This window comes from Methylobacterium sp. XJLW, assembly GCF_003254375.1.
GTDB classification, from domain to species: domain Bacteria; phylum Pseudomonadota; class Alphaproteobacteria; order Rhizobiales; family Beijerinckiaceae; genus Methylobacterium; species Methylobacterium fujisawaense.
Genome location: NZ_CP016429.1, coordinates 5,505,822 through 5,524,446, shown reverse-complemented (window position 1 = coordinate 5,524,446; position 18,625 = coordinate 5,505,822). Strand labels below are relative to the sequence as shown.

General features: G+C 71.1%; 19 protein-coding genes. 12 read left to right on the top strand and 7 right to left on the bottom strand.

Annotated features, from left to right (window positions below; translation table 11 throughout):
• Positions 1 to 92 precede the first annotated feature (92 nt).
• Together A3862_RS25410 and otnC are read left to right on the top strand one after the other, a co-directional pair.
• A complete protein-coding gene (locus A3862_RS25410; protein WP_043347788.1) occupies positions 93 to 1,100 on the top strand; it encodes a LacI family DNA-binding transcriptional regulator in 1,008 nt (335 codons plus the stop codon).
• Complete coding sequence (otnC, locus tag A3862_RS25405) at positions 1,097 to 1,777, top strand: 3-oxo-tetronate 4-phosphate decarboxylase (protein WP_043347786.1); 681 nt, start codon at positions 1,097 to 1,099, stop codon at positions 1,775 to 1,777. The genes A3862_RS25410 and otnC overlap by 4 nt, the downstream gene beginning before the upstream one ends.
• A gap of 181 nt (positions 1,778 to 1,958) precedes the next feature.
• Here otnC and glyS read toward each other — a convergent pair whose 3' ends face one another.
• The 3 genes from glyS to A3862_RS25390 all read right to left on the bottom strand — a co-directional run bounded on the left by glyS (position 1,959) and on the right by A3862_RS25390 (position 5,534).
• Positions 1,959 to 4,058, bottom strand: coding sequence for a glycine--tRNA ligase subunit beta (glyS, locus tag A3862_RS25400; protein WP_111474090.1), 2,100 nt, complete (start codon positions 4,056 to 4,058; stop codon positions 1,959 to 1,961).
• Between the two features lie 52 nt (positions 4,059 to 4,110).
• Positions 4,111 to 4,554: a DUF3828 domain-containing protein gene (locus tag A3862_RS25395; protein WP_111474089.1), complete on the bottom strand. Its 444-nt coding sequence runs from the start codon at positions 4,552 to 4,554 to the stop codon at positions 4,111 to 4,113.
• 68 nt (positions 4,555 to 4,622) lie between these two features.
• On the bottom strand, positions 4,623 to 5,534 hold the full coding sequence (locus A3862_RS25390) for a glycine--tRNA ligase subunit alpha (RefSeq protein WP_043347781.1): 912 nt from the start codon (positions 5,532 to 5,534) through the stop codon (positions 4,623 to 4,625).
• 190 nt (positions 5,535 to 5,724) lie between these two features.
• Between A3862_RS25390 and A3862_RS25385 the strand changes: the two genes are divergently transcribed.
• A complete protein-coding gene (locus tag A3862_RS25385; RefSeq protein WP_043389491.1) occupies positions 5,725 to 6,174 on the top strand; it encodes a GNAT family N-acetyltransferase in 450 nt (149 codons plus the stop codon).
• A 148-nt stretch (positions 6,175 to 6,322) separates the two neighbouring features.
• Complete coding sequence (locus A3862_RS25380; RefSeq protein WP_051044690.1) at positions 6,323 to 6,601, top strand: hypothetical protein; 279 nt, start codon at positions 6,323 to 6,325, stop codon at positions 6,599 to 6,601.
• A gap of 90 nt (positions 6,602 to 6,691) precedes the next feature.
• Here A3862_RS25380 and A3862_RS25375 read toward each other — a convergent pair whose 3' ends face one another.
• The 4 genes from A3862_RS25375 to A3862_RS25360 form a co-directional block, all read right to left on the bottom strand.
• A complete protein-coding gene (locus A3862_RS25375; protein WP_043389493.1) occupies positions 6,692 to 8,296 on the bottom strand; it encodes a Na+/H+ antiporter in 1,605 nt (534 codons plus the stop codon).
• 421 nt (positions 8,297 to 8,717) lie between these two features.
• Positions 8,718 to 9,236 (bottom strand): MmcB family DNA repair protein, encoded by a 519-nt coding sequence (locus A3862_RS25370; protein ID WP_051044689.1) that lies wholly within the window; start codon positions 9,234 to 9,236, stop codon positions 8,718 to 8,720.
• A 103-nt stretch (positions 9,237 to 9,339) separates the two neighbouring features.
• Positions 9,340 to 10,116, bottom strand: a complete 777-nt coding sequence (locus tag A3862_RS25365; RefSeq protein WP_111474088.1) for a cobalamin-binding protein — start codon at positions 10,114 to 10,116, stop codon at positions 9,340 to 9,342.
• A complete protein-coding gene (locus tag A3862_RS25360; RefSeq protein WP_043347771.1) occupies positions 10,116 to 10,637 on the bottom strand; it encodes a DedA family protein in 522 nt (173 codons plus the stop codon). The genes A3862_RS25365 and A3862_RS25360 overlap by 1 nt, the downstream gene beginning before the upstream one ends.
• A gap of 136 nt (positions 10,638 to 10,773) precedes the next feature.
• Here A3862_RS25360 and pdxY point away from each other — a divergent pair, with 136 nt between their 5' ends.
• From pdxY to A3862_RS25320, 8 genes are all read left to right on the top strand, one after another.
• Entirely contained in the window at positions 10,774 to 11,622 is an 849-nt protein-coding gene (pdxY, locus tag A3862_RS25355; protein WP_043756227.1) for a pyridoxal kinase PdxY, read from the top strand.
• A gap of 261 nt (positions 11,623 to 11,883) precedes the next feature.
• Positions 11,884 to 13,281 carry a tetratricopeptide repeat protein gene (locus A3862_RS25350; protein ID WP_043756229.1) on the top strand — a complete coding sequence of 466 codons (1,398 nt, stop codon included), beginning with the start codon at positions 11,884 to 11,886 and terminating at the stop codon, positions 13,279 to 13,281.
• 14 nt (positions 13,282 to 13,295) lie between these two features.
• Positions 13,296 to 14,672 (top strand): hypothetical protein, encoded by a 1,377-nt coding sequence (locus tag A3862_RS25345; protein ID WP_043756232.1) that lies wholly within the window; start codon positions 13,296 to 13,298, stop codon positions 14,670 to 14,672.
• A gap of 264 nt (positions 14,673 to 14,936) precedes the next feature.
• Complete coding sequence (locus tag A3862_RS25340) at positions 14,937 to 15,821, top strand: PhzF family phenazine biosynthesis protein (protein ID WP_043756234.1); 885 nt, start codon at positions 14,937 to 14,939, stop codon at positions 15,819 to 15,821.
• Positions 15,814 to 16,539 (top strand): NUDIX hydrolase, encoded by a 726-nt coding sequence (locus A3862_RS25335; RefSeq protein WP_043756236.1) that lies wholly within the window; start codon positions 15,814 to 15,816, stop codon positions 16,537 to 16,539. The genes A3862_RS25340 and A3862_RS25335 overlap by 8 nt, the downstream gene beginning before the upstream one ends.
• A gap of 177 nt (positions 16,540 to 16,716) precedes the next feature.
• Positions 16,717 to 17,715, top strand: a complete 999-nt coding sequence (locus tag A3862_RS25330) for an ABC transporter substrate-binding protein (protein ID WP_043389503.1) — start codon at positions 16,717 to 16,719, stop codon at positions 17,713 to 17,715.
• A 117-nt stretch (positions 17,716 to 17,832) separates the two neighbouring features.
• Complete coding sequence (locus tag A3862_RS25325; RefSeq protein WP_043389506.1) at positions 17,833 to 18,072, top strand: DUF4926 domain-containing protein; 240 nt, start codon at positions 17,833 to 17,835, stop codon at positions 18,070 to 18,072.
• 32 nt (positions 18,073 to 18,104) lie between these two features.
• The gene (locus A3862_RS25320) at positions 18,105 to 18,434 is read left to right on the top strand and encodes a DUF6883 domain-containing protein (protein ID WP_124263019.1); all 330 of its coding nucleotides are present in this window, start codon (positions 18,105 to 18,107) and stop codon (positions 18,432 to 18,434) included.
• Positions 18,435 to 18,625: the final 191 nt, after the last annotated feature.

Genomic DNA, 18,625 nt, shown 5'->3' with positions numbered 1-18,625 from the left:
TCGGGGCCCGGTCGCGCGGGCATCCCGCGATGAGAGGGCGGATGGGCGATGCGACGGACGTCATCAGAGACCACGCCGGGAGAAGCGGGGCCATGGACGAATTCCAGCCGCCGGGGCGGCTCGTGACGCTCACCGACGTGGCCCGTGAGGCCGGGGTCGGCGAGAGCACGGTCTCGCGGGTCCTGCGCAACCACGGCTCCTATTCCAAGCGCGCCGGCGCGCGGGTGGCGGAGGCAGTGGCCCGGCTCGGCTACGTGCCGAACCGCCTCGCCGGCAGCCTCGCCGGCCAGGGCGCGAGCGCGCGGCTCGTGGGCGTCGTCATCCCGTCGCTCGCCAACGTGGTCTTCCCCGACCTGCTGCGCGGCCTGACATCGGCGCTCGATGCCGAGGGCATCCCCTGCGTGATCGGGGTGAGCGAGTACGATCCGGACCGGGAGGAGGCGCTGGCCGCCGCGCTCCTGTCGTGGCGGCCGGCGGCGCTGCTGCTCACCGGGCTGGAGCACAATCCCGGGACGGTGGCCCTCGCCAGGGCCGGGGGCGTGCGCGTCGTCGAGATGATCGACACGGATGGCGACGGGATCGACACGGTGGTCGGCTTCTCCAACCGGGCCGTGGGGGCGGCGAGCGCCCGCCACCTCGTCGCGCGGGGCTACCGCCGCATCGCCTATCTCGGCCACGACTTGCGCATAGACGTGCGGGCGGGCAAGCGGCTGGCCGGGTTCGAGGAAGCCCTGGCGGAGGCCGGGCTGGCGCTCCAGGCCCAGGAGATCCGGTCGGGGCCGTCCTCGCCGGCCTCGGGGCGGGCGGGGCTGGAGGCGCTGCTGGCGCGCCACCCGGATCTCGATGCCGTCTACTTCTCCAACGACGACATGGCGCTCGGCGGCTACTTCGCCTGCCTGGCGGCGGGGCTCGCGGTCCCGGGACGGATCGCGCTGTTCGGCTTCAACGGGCTCGACTTCGCGGCGGCGATGCCCCAGCCCCTCTCGACGGTGCGCACGCCGCGCCTGGAGATCGGCCGGCGGGCCGCCGCCTGCCTGACCGATCAGAGTCCAAAGAAAATCGATCTCGGGTTCGAGCTGATCGAGGGAGCGACCGCATGAGCGACGAGAGCCGGCTGCGCGAAGACATCTGCCGCTACGGCCGCTCGCTGTTCGAGCGCGGCCTGACGCCGGGCTCGTCCGGCAACATCTCGCTGCGCCTGCCCGACGGCGGCTGGCTGGTGACGCCGACCAACGCGTCCCTCGGCTTCCTCGACCCGGCGCGGATCTCCCGGCTGGACCAGCAGGGGCGCCTCGTCTCGGGCGACAAGCCCACCAAGGAGATCCCGCTGCACAGCGCGCTCTACGAGAGCCGCAGCGAAGCGAAGGCGATCGTCCACCTGCACTCCACCCACGCGGTGGCGGTCTCGATGCTGCCGGAGATTGACCCGCGTCAGGTTCTGCCGCCTTTGACGCCCTATTACCTGATGCGCACCGGCGGCACGGCGCTGGTGCCCTATTACCGACCCGGCGACCCGGCGGTCGCGGACGCGATCCGGGGGCTCGCCGGCCGGTACAGTTCGGTGCTGCTCGCCAATCACGGCCCGGTGGTGGCCGGGGACAGCCTGGAGGGCGCGGTCTTCGCCACCGAGGAGCTTGAGGAGACCGCCAAGCTCTACCTGCTGCTCCGCAACCTCAACCCGCGGCAGCTGAGCCCCGGGCAGGTGGCCGATCTGGTGAGCCATTTCGGCCTGACCCTGCCGGAGCCGGAGGACCATGCCGGGCACGATCACGGGTGAGGGTGGCCCTCAGTGGTCTGTGCGAAGGCGCAACGCGCCCACTCTCCCATGCGGGAGAGGGTCGGGGTGAGAAATCGGGTCTTTCCGGTGAGGTCGCACCCCTCACCCTGTCCCTCTCCCGCACGGAAGAGGGGAGCCGCGCTCCGTTCAGATGGCGATTGTCCGCGGGGAAGGCTCCGCCTCACCCCTCGATCTTCGCGAACTCCGCCACCTCCCGTGTCGCAGCGCGCAGGGCGTTGAGCAGAGCCAAGCGGTTCTCGCGGAGCTTCGGATCGGGCGCGTTGACGGTGACGTCCTGGAAGAACGCGTCCACCGGCGCGCGGAGCGTGGAGAGCGCCTGCATGGCCCCGGCGAAATCCTCGCGGGCGACCGCCGCCGAGGCGGTCTCCCGGGCCTTTGCCAGCGCCTCGGCCAGCGCCCGCTCGGCCGGCTCGCCCGCGGCGGCGAGGGCGGCGTCGGGCGCGGCATCGTAGGCGCGGCCGTCCTTCTTCTCCTCGATGCGCAGGATGTTGGCCGCGCGCTTGTAGCCGGCCAGCAGGTTCTTCCCGTCCTCGGTGTCGAGGAACTGTCCGAGCGCCTCGACGCGGCGCACGACCATCAGCAGGTCGTCCTGGCCGGGCAGGGCGAAGACGGCGTCGATCAGGTCGTGGCGGGCGCCCTGGTCGCGGAGGTAGACCTTGAGGCGGTCCGCGAAGAAGCCGAGGAGATCCCCGGCATCCGCACCGGCCCGCCCGGCGAGGCCGCGATCCGCCGCGCCGACCTGCTCGAGAAGGCGCAGGCGCAAGCCGCGGTCGAGGATCAGCCGGATCACGCCCAGAGCCGCCCGGCGCAGGGCGAACGGGTCCTTGCTCCCCGTGGGCTTCTCGTCGATCGCCCAGAACCCCACCAGCGTGTCGAGCTTGTCGGCCAGCGCCACCGCGATGGAGACCGGATCGCTCGGCACCCGGTCGGAGGGGCCGAGCGGCTTGTAATGCTCCTCGATGGCCGCGCAGACGCTTTCGTGCTCGCCCTGGAGCGCCGCGTATTTGCGGCCCATCAGGCCCTGGAGCTCGGGGAACTCGCCGACCATCTCGGTGACGAGGTCGGCCTTGGCGAGACGGGCCGCGCGTTCGGCGAGCGCCGGGTCGGCGCCCACGCGCGGCGCGAGGTCCTTCGCCAGCGCGGCGATACGGGCGATCCGCTCGCCCTGCGTGCCGAGCTTCTCGTGGAAGACGATGCTGTCGAGCTTCGGCAGCCGATCCTCCAAGCGGATCGCCTTGTCGGTCTCCCAGAAAAACTTCGCGTCCGACAGGCGCGCCCGGACCACCCGCTCGTTGCCGGCTGTGATCGCCCGGCCGCCGTCGCTGGCGACGAGGTTCGAGACCAGGATGAAGGCCGGCGCCAGGTCCTCCGACCCGCCCTTGCGCAGGACGAAGCACTTCTGGTTCGCCCGGATGGTCGCCCGGATCGCCTCGGCGGGGATGTCGAGGAAGGCCTCGTCGAAGGAGCCCATCAGCACCACCGGCCATTCCACGAGGCCCGACACCTCCTCCAGCAGCCCCTCGTCCTCGACGAGGTCGAGGCCGCGGGCGAAGGCGAGGTCGCGGGCGTCGTGCAGGATCACGTCCTTGCGCCGGTCGGCGTCGAGGATGACCTTCGCCCGCTCCAGGGCCTGGATGTAGTCGTCGAACCGCCGCACCTCGATCGCCTCCGGGGCGAGGAAGCGGTGGCCGTAGGTCACCGTGCCGGCCGCGATCCCGCCGACCGCGAACGGCACGACCTCGGGGCTCTCGGTCTCCGGCCCGAAGGTCGCGACGATCGATTGCAGCGGGCGCACCCAGCGGAGGGACCCCGGCTCCGCCGAGGCCGCGCCCCAGCGCATGGATTTCGGCCAGGGGAAGTTCTTGACGATCTCGGGCAGGAGCTCGGCCAGGACGTCGAGCGTCTCGCGGCCGGGCCGCTCGATCACCGCGAGATAGAATTCGCCCTTCTTGGGATCGGTGACGGTCGTGGCCTGATCGAGGCTCGTCAGTCCCGCGCCCTTCAGGAAGCCCTGGACGGCCGCCTCGGGGGCGCCGACCCGCGGGCCGCGGCGCTCCTCACGCACGGCCTCGCCCCGGGCGGGGAGGCCGGCGATGTGCAGCGCCAGCCGGCGCGGCGTCGAGAACGCCTTGGCGCCCTCGTACAGGAAACCGCGCGCCACCAGGGCGTCGGTGACGAGCTTTTTCAGATCCTCCGCCGCGCGCCGCTGCATGCGGGCGGGGATCTCTTCCGAGCGGAGTTCGAGCAGGAGGTCGGGCATGGCGCGGCCATATCGCCGCGCCGCACCCCTGTCGAGGGTCGACGGCCCAGGCTCAGCGCGCCTCGCCCTTGAGGATGGTCGTGAGCTGCCACTTGCGGTCGCCGATCGCGTGGGCGTCGGAGACCTTCCAGCCCCCATCCTCGCGCACGAGGTCGTAGACGATCGCCTTCGATCCGTCGCCGCCCTTGCGCTCCACCGTGACCTTCGCCTGGTCCTTGCCCTCGGTGGCCTCCTTGAAGGTCAGGTTCTTCACCGTGTCGGGCTGCAGGGGCTCGCCGTTCAGGCGGTAGTCGAAGTCGAGGTTGCCGGTGGCACCGTTGGCCTGCTTCGCGTCGGCGTCGAACAGGCCCTGCAGGCGCTTCGAGTACACGGAGGAGTGATTCGGGTGCGGCTCGGCGTAGAGCTTCTTGACCGTGGCCTCAGGCCCGGGATCGGCCGCCAGCGCGGGGGCGAGGCCGAATCCGAGGAGGCTGAGGGCGAGGATCGTCTTCTTCATCACGAGGTTCCCGCGTCTGCGGACGCGCCGGAGCGCGCCGGTTGGCGGGGGTTGCAACGCGCGAAGGCTCAAGGGGCTCCGCCGGCCGCGGTCTTCAGCCACGCGGCCCCGCAGGCCTTGGCGAGTTCCCGCACCCGCAGGATGTAGCTCTGGCGCTCCGTCACCGAGATCACGCCGCGCGCGTCGAGGAGGTTGAAGACGTGGCTGGCCTTGATGCACTGGTCGTAGGCCGGCTGCGCCATCCGGTGGCGCTCGCCCTCCGCGGCGGGCGCGCCCGCCGCGAGGTAGGACCGGCAGGCCGCCTCCGCGTCGGTGAACTGGCGGAACAGCATCGTCGTGTCGGCGGACTCGAAATTGTGGCGGGAATATTCCTGTTCGGCCTGCAGGAACACGTCCCCGTAGGTGATCCGGTCCGCACCCTCGGCGCCGTTGAAGTCGAGGTCGTAGACGTTCTCGACGCCCTGGACGTACATGGCGAGCCGCTCCAGCCCGTAGGTCAGCTCGCCCGCCACCGGCGCGCACTCGAAGCCCGCGACCTGCTGGAAATAGGTGAACTGGCTGACCTCCATCCCGTCGCACCAGCATTCCCAGCCCAGGCCCCAGGCGCCGAGCGTCGGGCTCTCCCAATCGTCCTCGACGAAGCGGATGTCGTGGAGCTTGAGGTCGACGCCGATGGCCGCGAGCGAGGCGAGGTAGAGCTCCTGCAGGTTCGGCGGGTTCGGCTTCAGGATCACCTGGAACTGGTAATAGTGCTGGAGCCGGTTGGGGTTCTCGCCGTAGCGGCCGTCCTTGGGCCGGCGCGACGGCTGGACATAGGCCGCCTTCCAGGGTTTCGGGCCGAGCGCCCGCAGGGTCGTGGCCGGATGGAAGGTGCCGGCGCCGACCTCCATGTCGTAGGGCTGGAGGATCACGCAGCCCTGCGCCGCCCAGAATTCCTGAAGCGTCAGGATCAGACCCTGGAAGGATTTCTTTTGGGACATGGGTGTCGGAGGCTCGGGCTCGCGCGGCGGCTCGGGCCGCTGGCGGGCCGGTTTAGGTGCGGGCGGGCAGGGGTGCAAGGCGCAGGGTGTCGGGTGAAGGCGATCGGGTGACGGGTCTTCGGCGCCGGCGGCCCGGGTTGCCTGTCCGGGCCGGATGAGGTCCGATCCGTCCGGACCAGCGGAGAGAATCATGGACAGCAGCCTCGCGATCCGCCGGATCGGCGCCGGCGACCGGGATGCTTGGCTGCCGCTCTGGCGGGGCTACCAGGCGTTCTACAAGGTCGACCTGTCGGACGCCGTCACGGAGACGACCTGGCGGCGCCTCAACGACCCGGCCGAGCCGGTCGACGGAGCCCTGGCGTGGCGCGGCACGGAGGCGATCGGCCTCGTCCACCACATCCGCCACCGCTCGGCCTGGACGGTCGGGGATTACTGCTACCTCCAGGACCTGTTCGTGGCGGACGGCGCCCGGAATCTTGGGATCGGGCGGCGGCTGATCGAGCACGTCTGCGAGGCCGCGAAAGCCGCCGGCTGCTCCCGCGTCCACTGGCTGACGCACGAGACCAACACCGACGCGATGCAGCTCTACGACCGGATCGCCGAGAAATCCGGCTTCGTGCAGTACCGCAAGATCCTCTGAGGGCCCGCGCCCCAGGTGCGGCGGGACACGCAAGCGTGGCGGTTTTTGGGCAATACCGGGAACCGCCAAGCCAACGGCCAAGTTATCGCTGCAACAGGGGATCTCGGCACCTCAGCGCTGCCGAACGCAATACGACGGACCACTCGTCATGTTCAATGCTCGCACCCGCAACACCTTCGGCCGCAAGAACATCGCCGTCTTCGCCGCGCTCGCCATCTCGTCGCTGGCCGCGACGCCCGTCGTGATGAGCGCCAGCCGCGCGCTCGCCACCTCCGAGGACCAGCCGGTGGCCGCGACCCTGCGGGTCGAGCCGGTGGACGTCGCGCCCGTGGCGGTGGCGCCGAAGTCCGAGGGGACCTGCCTGCGCAAGGTGCGGGTCGTCTACAGCGGCTACGGCCAGCCGGCGGACGGCTGCGCCGCCCATTGAGGAGCCGCACCCCGGCCGGGCGCGGCTCCAGGCCCCTGGTTCGACGCGCTCTCCGACGCCGGACGGGATCCCACTTCGGCGGAGAGCGTCCTAGCCATGGGCCGGCGCGGTCCCGGCCAGACGCTTGAGATGGAGCTCTTCCAGATCGATCTCCGTTTCCAGCTGACGCAGCACCGAGCTGTGGACCCGGTTCTGCCGGTGCAGGTCGATCAGCGCCGACCGGCCTGACCGCACGGCGAGCAGCGCGGCGGCGAAGTGCTCGTTCTTCTCGGCTTCGAGCGCCGTCCGCTCGTCCCGGTCCCGCGAGGAGGCCCGGACCCGGCGACGATACTCCTCCACGAGGCGCGGGTGCTGCAGCGCCCCGGTCTCGGGGAACACCAATCCCTCCAGGGCGGCGAGTCCCGCCTCGTTGACGACGACGCGGGCCATGGGCGCGTCGAGATGGCCGTCGGGCAGGTGCGCCACGGGATCGAGGCGGAGCCGGCGGATCAGCGGCCCCAGGGTCGTGCCCTGCACCAGCACGGTGAACAGGATCACCACGAAGGCCGCGACCAGGATTGCGTCGCGGCCGGGGAAGTCCACCGGCAGCGCCAGGGCCGCCGCAAGGGTCACGACCCCGCGCATCCCGGCCCATCCCACGATCAGCGGCACGGCCGGGTTCGGGGAGGGTTCCCGCGCGCGCAACCGCGGCGACAGGAGCCGCCGCAGGTAGACGGCGGGAAACACCCAGAGCAGGCGGGCGACGACGCAGGTGGCGGTGACGGCGAGCGCCAGGGGCAGCCCCGCCGAGAGCGAGCCGTACTCGCCGCCGGTCCGGGCCAGCACGCCGCGCAGCGCCAAGCCGATCAGCACGAAGACCAGGGCCTCCAGCACGAACACCACGAATGCCCACACCGCCACGGAATGGCGGCGGGCATGGGCGTCGAAGGTCTCGTGCTCCCGGCCGCCCATCATCAGGCCGCAGGCCACAACCGCGAGGACGCCGGAGGCGTGGACCTCCTCGGCCGCGAGGTAGGCGACGTAGGCGGCGAGGAAGCTCAGCACCGTGATGGCGTTGGCGTCGTGCAGCCGCCGCATCCCGGCGTTCACCGCCAGCCCGCAGGCGAGCCCGACCGCGACGCCCGCCACCGCGAGCCACGCGAAGCTGCCGGCCGCCGCCCAGGCGCTGAAGCTCCCCGTCAGCGCGGCCGCCACGGCGAAGCGGTAGAGCACGAGGCCCGAGGCGTCGTTGACGAGGCTCTCGCCCTCCAGGACCGTGATCATCCGGCGGGGCAGGGCGACCCGGGCCAGCACCGCCTTGGCGGCGACCGCGTCCGGCGGCGAGACGATGGCGCCCAGGGCGAAACAGGCGGCCCAGGGCAGGGCCGGCACCACCGCGTGGGCGACGAGCCCGACGATCAGGGTCGTGAACAGGACCGCCCCGAGCGAGAGCGACAGGATCGGGCCGAGGCTCGCCCGGAAGTCGCGCCAGACGGTGAAGTAGGCGGATTCGAGCAGGAGCGGCGGCAGGAACAGGACCATGATCAGGTCCGGGTCGAGCGTGAAGGCCGGCAGGCCCGGCACCACCGCCAGCGCCATGCCGCCGATGACCAGGGCCGCGGCCGGCGGGAAGCCCAGGCGCCCGGCCGCCAGCGACAGCAGCAGGGCCGCGCCGAGGAGGCCGAGGATCAGCTCGAACAGGGCGACGGAGGTCATCGATGAATCGGGCTCGGCGCTGGATCGGCGGGAAGCGCGGCCGTTCTACGCAGATTTCAATCGTCGGTGGAATACCAGTGCAGACGTACCAGACCGAAGCCCGCCGTCCATCGCCAGTCGGTCGTCTGCGCGATCAGCCGCCCTGCGCGGCCTGCCAATCCAGCGTGGATGTCCTTCCCGCAGATGGCGGATCGCTCACGCGATCCTCGGGAGCCGGTGGGAGGCCGCCCTGCGGTTCATGACGCGATCGAACGCATCCGTGTCCGCGCCTCGTCCGCGCCTCGACCACGTTCGGCGAGACAGCTGCCGCTCTCGTCGCCGAAAGCTTCTCGGCCACCGCCGACGCGACGGATGGGTCCAGCGTCGTTCAGCCGTCCCGGGCGGTCCGTCGCGTCGGCGCGAGTCGGCCGCCGGCCGTATCCTACAGCGCCCCCTCCCGCACCGCGCCCGGATCGGCGAGCGCGTGGAGGATGCGCGCGGCGCTGTGGGCGAAGCGGAGCGTCACGGCCTTGCGCCGGGCGCCGCTCAGCGGATGCTCGGGCGCCGCACGCAGGATCCCGGCCCCGTAGGCATCCGCGACGATCAGGCCGCATTCCTCCGGGATCAGGGATTCGGGCACGTCCTCGGGGATCGCGAAGAAGAACCGGTCGCAGAAGTCGCGGTAATCCGGCCATTTCCGGTCCGCGCGGAAATCCGCCACGCTCGACTTGATCTCCACGATGGTGAGCTTCCCGGCGCCGCACAGGGCGATCACGTCGGCGCGGCGGCCGTTGACGAGGGAGAATTCCGGCAGGGTGACGCAGCCCATCTCGGAGAACAGCCGCCGCACGCCGCGCTGGATGCGCAGCGCCGTCGGCGACTGCCGCCGGTCGGGCGGCAGGAGCGCCTCAGCCGCCGGGGGCGGAGAAGCCGAATCGGAAATGCCGATGGAAGCGGACATCAATCTCGGGGAATGCGCCTGTGCCGAATCGGGACATCCTGCCAATCCCGGCGCCGTCCGTCACCTGCGGCGCGGCATCGCCCCGGGCAATCATCCAAGGCGGTCATCCGAGGCAGGCCCGGATCGCGTCGAACCCGTCGGTGAGCGCGGCCGGGCCAGGCTGCAGGATCAGCGGCGACTTGATCTCGTGGATGCGCCCGTCGCGCACGGCCGGGATCGCCGCCCAGCCGGGTCGGGACCGGATGCGGTCGACATTGACCCGCTTGCCGCACCACGAGGCGAGGATCACGTCGGGCGCGGCTTCGATCACCTGTTCGGGCGTGACGATCCGGTCCTGCGCGGCCGGCTGCCGGCTCAAGGCCGGGAACACGTCCCGGCCGCCCGCGAGGCCGATCAGATCCGAGACCCAGCCGATGCCGGAGATCATCGGCGCGTCCCATTCCTCGAAGTAGACGCGCAGGGTCGGCCGGTCCCGCACCGCCGCGGCGGCCTCCGCCATCCGCGCCTCGAAGCCGGCCGCCAAAGCCTCGGCCCGTTCCGGCAGACCGACGAGGGCGCCGAGGGTGCGGACCATGGCAAGGCAGCCCGACACGTCGCGCTGGTTGAACAGGTGCACCGCCACGCCGGCCCGGGCGAGGTCGGCGACGATGCCGGCCTGGAGGTCCGAGAAGGCCAGGACGAGGTCAGGCGCCAGCGCCAGGATCTTCGGGATGTCCGCGCTGGTGAAGGCCGAGACGCGTGGCTTCTCCTTCCGGACCCGGGGCGGGCGCACCGCGTAGCCCGAGACGCCGACGATCCGGTCCTCCGCACCCAGCAGGTACAGAGTCTCGACGGTCTCCTCGGTGAGGCAGACGATCCGCTCGGGCGGGAAGCGCCGCATCAGCGATGGAACCACGTGAGCAGCCCGGCCCCGGGGGCCAGCAGCACGAAGGCCCAGACCAGGGCGGAGGCGACGTTGGCCAGCTGGAACGGCAGCCGCGCCAGGCCGAGGATGCCGGCGAAGAGCGGCACCAGGGCCCTGGCCGGCCCGAAGAACCGCCCCAGCGCCACCGCGGCGATGCCCCAGCGCCCGATGAAGGCCTCGGCCTTGGCCATGAGCTCGGGGTAGCGCCGCAGCGGCCACTTGGTCTTGGCCCCCGGTCCGAGCCAGCGCCCGGCCTCGTAGGAGATCCAGTCGCCGAGCGCGGCGCCCACCGCCGCGGCGATCACCACCGGCCAGAACGGGATGTCGGCGCCGCCGACGAGGGCGCCGATGCCGACCAGGATCACGGTCGCCGGCACGAACAGCGACAGGACCGCGATCGATTCGCAGAAGGCGAGGCCGCCGGCGATGAACGGCGTCCAGGCCTTGTGCGCCTCCACGAAGGCGAGGGTCGTGGTGCGCAGCGCTTCGATGTCCATGGGGCTCTGAACGGGGCTCGGCGGGTGGGAGGAGGGTCGGTCCCATCTGAGGCGCGCGGGGGAGGGCGGCAAGCGATAGGGGTGCAGGCGGCGCGGGAACCGGCTAACCGTAGCGGGACAACGAGCGAGTCCCGCGTTGAACGTCCTGTCGATCCAGTCCCATGTCGCCTACGGCCATGTCGGCAACGCCTCGGCGGTGTTTCCGATGCAGCGGCTCGGGGTCGAGGTCTGGCCCGTGCATACGGTGCAGTTCTCCAACCACACCGGCTACGGCGCGTGGCGCGGCCCCGTCTTCGACGCGGCGATGATCCGCGAGGTGGTGCGCGGCATCGGCGAGCGCGGCGTGCTCTCGACCTGCGACGCGGTGCTGTCGGGCTATATGGGGTCGGCCGAGATCGGCGCCGCGATCCTGGAGGCGGTGGACGCCGTGCGGGCGGCGAACCCCCGAGCGCTCTACTGCTGCGACCCGGTGATCGGCGACGTCGAGGAGGGCGTCTACGTGCGGCCCGGCATCGAGGCGTTCCTGCGCGAGCGCGCGGTCCCGGCCGCCGACATCCTCACCCCCAACCAGTTCGAACTCGGACTCCTCACCGGCCTGCCGAGCCGCACCCTGGCGGAGGCCGGAGCCGCGATCGCGGCGCTCCAGGCGCGCGGGCCGCGGGTGGTCCTGGTCACCTCGGCGCTCTGCGCCGACACGCCCGCCGACAGCATCGACCTGCTCGCGGGCGCGGAGGGACGGGTGTTCCGGGTCCGCACCCCGCGGCTCGCCATCGCGGTGAACGGGGCGGGGGACTGCATCGCGGCCCTGTTCCTGGTGCACTATGCCCGGACCGGCTCGGCCGAGGCGGCGCTCGGCGCGGCGGCGGCCTCGATCTACGGACTGCTCAAGCGCACCGCCGAGGCAGGATCGCGGGAGATCCTGACGGTGGCCGCGCAGGAGGAATACGTGAACCCGAGCGCGCGGTTTCCGGTCGAGGCGGTGTGAGCGCGCTGCCATCGCGCGATCGATCTGCCGCATCGGCCCGGGCACCCGCGCGCTGTGCGCCGCGCCCCATGCCCACATCGCGCACCGCCCGCGTCGAAGCCTGTCCAAGCACCGTAGCCGCCGCTACGCCCAGCGACGCAGCATCAACCTTAAGGTAATCGCTGGGGAAAATTCAATCTTAACGAGAAGAACACGTAGTGCCAGCCGGCACGCGCATGTCAGAACCCACAGATACGGTTCTTCGTCGATGGCCGCTCGCCCGTGCTCAGACTTCAAACGCAGATCAGCGAAACGATCATCGTCCCAGATCTCAACAAAGCTGCGGAAAAACTGCGCGACCGTGCCCCTCTGACGCTCGCCTGCGCCGGGGCGCTGCTCATGATGATCGGTCCTGTCCGGGCCTACGACGGGGGCGACTGCGTCCGGCAGGAGACCGTCCCGGTCACCGTCGAGGAAGCTTACGGAACGTGGTCCGAGATGGACGCGGCCCGCAAGCGGGCCCTGGACCGCACCAACCAAGTGGCGATCGGCCAAGTGATCGGCTTCGAAGTCAAGTCGTCGCGCGAGAACCGCGCGGAGATCGTGAACAGCGACGCCGAACAGCGCTTCAAGCAATTCGAGCAGACCAATCTCGCCGGGTTCGTGCGGGTCAAGGTCCTCGAAGAGACCCGCAAGGAGGCGGATGCCGGTGGCTCCCTCTCGCTCAAGTCCGAGGTTACGGTCTGCGTGCCGAAATCGCAGGCCGTGAAGAAGGAGGAGCAGGAGCGTGCGGATCGGCGCCTGCGGCCGCCGAAGCCGGTCGATCCGACGAGCGCGGCTTGGTTCGATCCCGTCACGGGGCAACCGCGGGTCTGGTACTGGCGCGAAGGGCTGACGTACGAGTTCTTCGACAATTCCGGATTTCATCCGAGGACCGGCGACAAGCTGCTGATCGTCGACCGAAAGGTCGTGACCGAGTGGCGGCAGAGCGTCGAGCGGGCGAAGCGGGAAGCCGTGGAGCGTGCCCAACGGGATGCGGCCCAGCGGGAGGTCGAGGCCCAGCGCCAGGCGAGGATCGCGCGGGCGGGCGATCTGTGCGACCAGGCGGCGGCCGGCCTGTACGATCCCGATCGCCCGAAGGCGCTGCCCGGTGTCCCGTGGGATGTCCTGAAAGGGGCGGGGACCGACGCGATCGAGGCCTGCGAGATCGCCGTTCGGCAATACCCGGAGGAGCGGCGCTACCGCTACCAACTCGCTCGGGCGTACCAGACGTCCGATCCGAAACGGGCGCTACCGCTGCTGCAGGTGCTGATGCGGCAGAACTACCGCGCAGCCTATGACAATTTCGGATGGGCTCTCTTGGATACCCGCGTCGGCCGCAACGATCTGGCGGGGGCCATCGCGAGCTTCCGGCAGGGCGCCACTCTCGGCGATCCGGACGCGATGGTCAGCCTCGCGACGATGATTTCGAAGGGTCGCGTCGAGGGATCCGGGCCGGATGACGCGTATCGGCTCTTCAAGCGTGCGGCATCGATGGGACACCGCGAAGCGGCCGACGCGGTCGAACGCTTGATGGAAGGCCAGCGCCAGGCCGAGCAGCAACGCCTTCAGAATGAGCAGGCGGCGCGGGCCTTCATGGGAATTGTCGGCGGTGCCCTCGGCGGCATCGGCCGGCGCTGATTGGGAGAAACCGGATGACCGCGATCTGCCGCCAGGCCTTCGGTCTGGCCACCCTGTTGCTCGCCGGCCTGAATGGAGCCGCCGCTCAGTCGCCCGAGCCGGCCGGGTCCGCGGAAGCGGCGGCGGCGCTCAACGGCGGCGCCCATCTCACCGCGGGCGCGCAGCCCGCCTCGGTCGAGACGTGCTGGGCGGACTGGAAGGCGAAGGAGAAGCTCGAGGACGGCAAGAACGAGAAGAAGAACGGCTACTTCGTCTACGTCGCCCACGAGCAGGCGGCGGTCGCCGAGCCGCCGGGCTCCCGCAATTGGCTCGTCGGTCGCAATGCGGCCTTCACCTACGCGGAGATCAGCGCGCGAAAGTCCCTCGCGGAGTCGATGCGCTCGACGATGCGGTCGAGCCGGTCAGCGGCCGTCCAGATGTTCGGCGGGAGCGACGCACCGCCGTCCCTGCGGCCTGTCGTCGAGCAATTGTCGATCGTCGACAAGTCGCGCGTCCTCGCGGACAAGGCCCTCGATGCCGAGATCAAGAAATTCGATCCGCAATGGTCGGGCGGGACCGCGGCGCAGCAGCGCGCGGCGATCGCCACGCAGCAATTGCGGATCGACCAGAGCATCGAGAGCAGGGCGGAGATGTTCGCCTCCGGTGCGTTCACCGTTGTTCAGTGCGAGGGGCCGAGCGTGGAGGATGCAGGCAAGTACCACGTCCTGACAGGTCTGATCTGGTCGCCGAAGCTCGCCGGCATCGCGGAGACCATCTGGAACACGACGTTGACCCTGCAGCGTGAAGCCCCTCAGCCGCCGATCCGCCAGCAATTCGAGGCGATCAAGGCCGGGAACCCGGATTGGCTCGCCTACACGATGGGTGCCCGCGTCTTCACGGACGAGAACGGCGAACGCGTGGTGGTCGGCTTCGGCGTCGCCCCGCAGACCAACCTGATGCCCGCCGACCGAAGCCGTGCCAGCTTGGCGGCCATGGCGGCCATTCAGCAATTCGTCAGCGAGCGGGTCGTGGCGAACAGGATCGGCAAGGACGCCTACGAGTCACGCGGCATGAGCGACGGCTCGGTGCAGAGCTTCAATCTCGGAACCTATAACGAGGCTGTCAGGGCCCAGGCCGCGGATCTCCAGCTGAAAGGCGCCGCCGAGATCCTGTCGTGGCGGGGGGAGCATCCCTGGTCGAAGGCGAAGATGCAGGTCGTGGCCGTCGCCTGGAGCCAGCGCTGGGCGAAGGATGCCGACGCCGTCGGTCGGGCCATGGGCGCGGCAGAGCAGCGCATGACGAAGCAGGGCGGCCTTCCCCGGGCGTCCGCCACAGCCGACGAGGGCGATGGCGGCGCGCCGGCCGCCGCGCCCGTGCGGGCGGGCGCCGCTGCGACGACATCGGATTTCTAAGTCGCCGACGACGGCGGTAATCCGCGCGGACGACCGTCGGACCGGCGGTCCGTCCGCTGTCACCGAGGAGTTGATCGCCTGCACGACGGTGACGCGACCACGCGTGTCCCGGCCGCGGACGGCCGCGTGATCTCCGCGGCACGGCCGCCGTCGCATCGCGTGACCTCAGCTGGACCGTCGGTTACGAGTCGAGCCGCTGCTCGCTGACGGTCATCAGCATTGGACGGATGTCAGGCGGCAGCCAGATCAGGAAGGCCCGACACGATGGCGCGCCGCTTCGTCACCCTCGACGTGTTCACCGAGCAGAGGCTCGCCGGCAATCCGCTGGCCGTGGTGCTCGACGCGGAGGGGCTCGACACCGCCGCCATGCAGGCCATCGCGCAGGAGTTCAACCTGTCGGAGACGGTGTTCGTCATGCCGCCCACGGAGGCCCGGCACCGGGCGTCCTTGCGCATCTTCACCCCCGGCCGGGAGCTGCCCTTCGCCGGCCACCCGACGGTGGGCACCGCCGTGCTGCTGGCGCTGCAGGATCCGTCCCGGGGCGATGCCCGGGCCTTCGGCCTGGAGGAGCGGATCGGAATCGTCCCCTGCGTGGTCGAAACGCTGGCGGACGGCAGCGGCGGACGGGCGCGGTTCCGGCTGCCGATCCTGCCGGAATACCTCGGTCCCGGCCCCGAGCCCGCCTTGCTGGCCCCGCTCCTCGGCCTCAAGCCCGCCGACATCGGCACCGGCCGGCACGCGCCGAGCCGCCACGGCGTCGGGCCGAGCTTCACCTGCGTGCCCGTGGGCTCGGTGACGGCCCTCGACGCCGCCCGGCCGGCCCAGGCGCCCGACCCGAACGACGGGCTCTACCTCTACACACCCGACCCCGAGGGCACCGGCCTGAGCTGGCGGGTCCGCATGTTCGCGCCGAATTTCGGCGTCACGGAGGATCCCGCCACCGGCTCGGCGGCCTCCGCCTTCGCGGGGGTGCTGATGCAGTTCGAGGCCCTGGGCGACGGCACGCACGACGTGGCGATCCGCCAGGGTGAGGCGATGGGGCGGCCGAGCGAGATCGCGCTCCAGCTCACCATCGAGGCGGGGGCCCTGCGGAGCGTCGAGATCGGCGGGGCCGCGGTGATCGTGGCCGACGGCACCCTGCATGTCTGACGGCTTCCGGATCACGCAGCTTGCCGCCGTGACGGCGCGGTTCGTGACCTACGACTGGGCCTTCCCCCGGGAGAATGCCGACGCCATCGCGGCGCATTGGCAGACCCGGATCGCCCGCGCGCCCGGCATGTTCGACGGCACCGTCCTGCTGTGCTGCGATCACGCGGTCGCGGACGGGGCCGCCCGCCTGGACCTGTTCGCGACGCGCTACGCCACCTTCACCTACTACCGGGACACCCGGCACGCCGACGCCCGCATCGCAGACGCCCGCATCGCCAATGCCTTCGCGGCGATCGTGCCCTGGACCTCGGACGGCGCCGTCCTGCTCGGCGAGATGGGGGCCCGCACGGCCAATGCCGGCCAGCTCTACTTCCCCTGCGGCACTCCGGATCCGGACGACATACAGGGCGCGCGGGTCGATCTCGCCGGCAGCGCCGCCCGGGAACTCGCCGAGGAGACCGGCCTGGCGCTGCCGGACGAGGCCGAAACGGATTGGGTGCTGCTGGAGGGGGAGGGCCAGCTCGCGTTCCTGCGGCCGGTGCGCTTCCCGGAGACGGCCGCGCGGCTCGTGGCGCGGATCGCCGACCATCTCGGCGCCGAGGCCGAGCCGGAACTCGCCGGGATGCACGTGGTGCGGGGCCGCGACGACATCGATGCCGCGCGGATGCCGGGCTTCGTGCGGGCCTACCTGGCGGACGCGTTCCCGCCCGCCCGCTGATCGGCGCGGCGCGGGGAAAGACGTTCGTCTCCCCGCGGGGGCGGCCGGATGTCATCTCTAGCATCAATCGCGGGCAATACAGATTTTCGTTTCATTGACCGCCCTCGCGGCAAGCATAAGCTCGGCCTTCCACAGAACAGCCCCGCACAACGCGGGCAGCGGATCGCGGCAGGCCCCATGCTCATCGGATCTCACGCGCGTCCCGGCGTCCGCCGGTTCGCCGGCGCGCTGCTCGCCGCCGCACTGACGCTGGCCACGACGACGCTGGTCACGACGACGCTAGCCGCGGTGGCCGCCCGCGCGGAGGAGGTCGTCCTGCGGGTCGGCGACCAGAAGGGCGGGAACCGGTCACTCCTCGAGAGCGCCGGCTCCGCGAAGGATCTGCCCTACCGGATCGAATGGTCGGAATTCCCCGCCGCCGCGCCGATCCTGGAGGCGCTCAACGCCGGCGCCCTCGATGTCGGCTACACCGGCGACCTCTCCTTCCTCACGGTCGTCGCGGCCGGGGCACCGATCAAGGCGATCGGCGGCACTAAGTCGGATCCGCGGACGCAGACGATCCTGGTCCGCGCGGATTCGCCGATCCGCTCGGCCGCCGACCTCAAGGGAAAGCGACTCGCCGGCACCCGCGGCGGCTGGGGCCAGTTCCTGATCAGCGCGACGCTGGAGAAGGCCGGGATCGCGCCATCCGAGGCCACCTTCGCGCCGCTCAACCCGGTCGACGCCAAGGTCGCGCTGATGGCCGGCTCGGTGGATGCCTGGGCGGTCTGGGAGCCCTACGTCTCGTTCGCGACGCTCAGGGACAAGGCCCGGCCGATCGCGGACGGCGCGGGCCTCACGCCGACCATCACCTTCATCGTCGCCTCGGACAGCGCCATCGCCACCAAGCGGGCCGCCCTGCAGGACTTCCTGAGCCGCCTGGACAGGGCGCGGCTCTGGTCGCTGGACCATCTCGACGCCTACGCCCGGAACACGGCCGCGCTGACCAGGCTGCCGGAGGACGTCCTGCGCGCGGCCTACACGGCGCAGCGGACGCGGCCGATCGCGCTCGACGACGGTGTCGTGACGGAGGTCCAGGAGGCCTCGGACCGGGCGACGCGGTACGGGATCCTGTCGAGGACGCTGGACGTCGGGCGGGCCATGGACCGGAGCTTCACCGCCGCGGCCTCGAACTGAGCGCGGCGCGCAGACGGGAGGAGTCTTTCGTCTTCAAGCACCCGTCATGCATGGGAAGCGCGGCCCGTCCGAGGAGCGCGGGTTGCGCGCGTCTCCGCGGTGCGCCAGGATCACGCCATGTCCTTCGAGACGATGCACACGTTGCGCAAGGCGCCGGAGGTCACGCCGCTCTTTCCCGAGCTGAGCGTGGTCATGATCCTGCGCGACGCCGTCACGGACGACGGCCTGCCCGTGCCAGCCGGCGCCCGCGGGACCATCGTGGAGGTCTACGCCGATGGCGAGGCCTACGAGGTCGAGTTCGCGAGCCCGGTTGCGGGCACGGCGACGATCCTGGCCGAAGCCCTCGCGGCTGCCTGACCTTAATGTCACGTTTCGGCGGGCGTGTGCCGGTGCCCTGCATCCCGGACGCGAAGATCGGCGGCTATCTGCTCGACGACCGGCATGCCGAGGGAGGCCCGAAAGCCGCGTTCTTTCTGTCGCGCGGCTTCACCCGCGAGGATCCCCGCAGCTTCATCGCCGCCCTGCTCGAGCATGGATGCAGCGATAATCTCGTCGCCAGCGTCGAGAACAGATTTGTCATCAAGTACATCTGCGAAGGTCCGATGCAGATGCCCGACGGATCGCGTCATCCCGTCAGATCCGTCTGGAAGCAGATCGACGACGGCGCGCTCATGGCGCTGGTCACGGCTTACCCGATCACTCCACCATCCGCGCGATGACTTCGGCATTGCCGCGCCTAAGCCCGGACGCGGCGGTCGCCACCCCGACGTGGGGCGGATCGACGTCCGACCTTCCCCTCCCCTGAAGCCGCCCGGTCCTCCCCACCGGGAACGCCGTCGCCCGGTCGCTGAGGTGTCCCGGCCTCACCGCGCAGCACCCCCGCGATTTTTGCGGCACCGCGGGAGCTTCG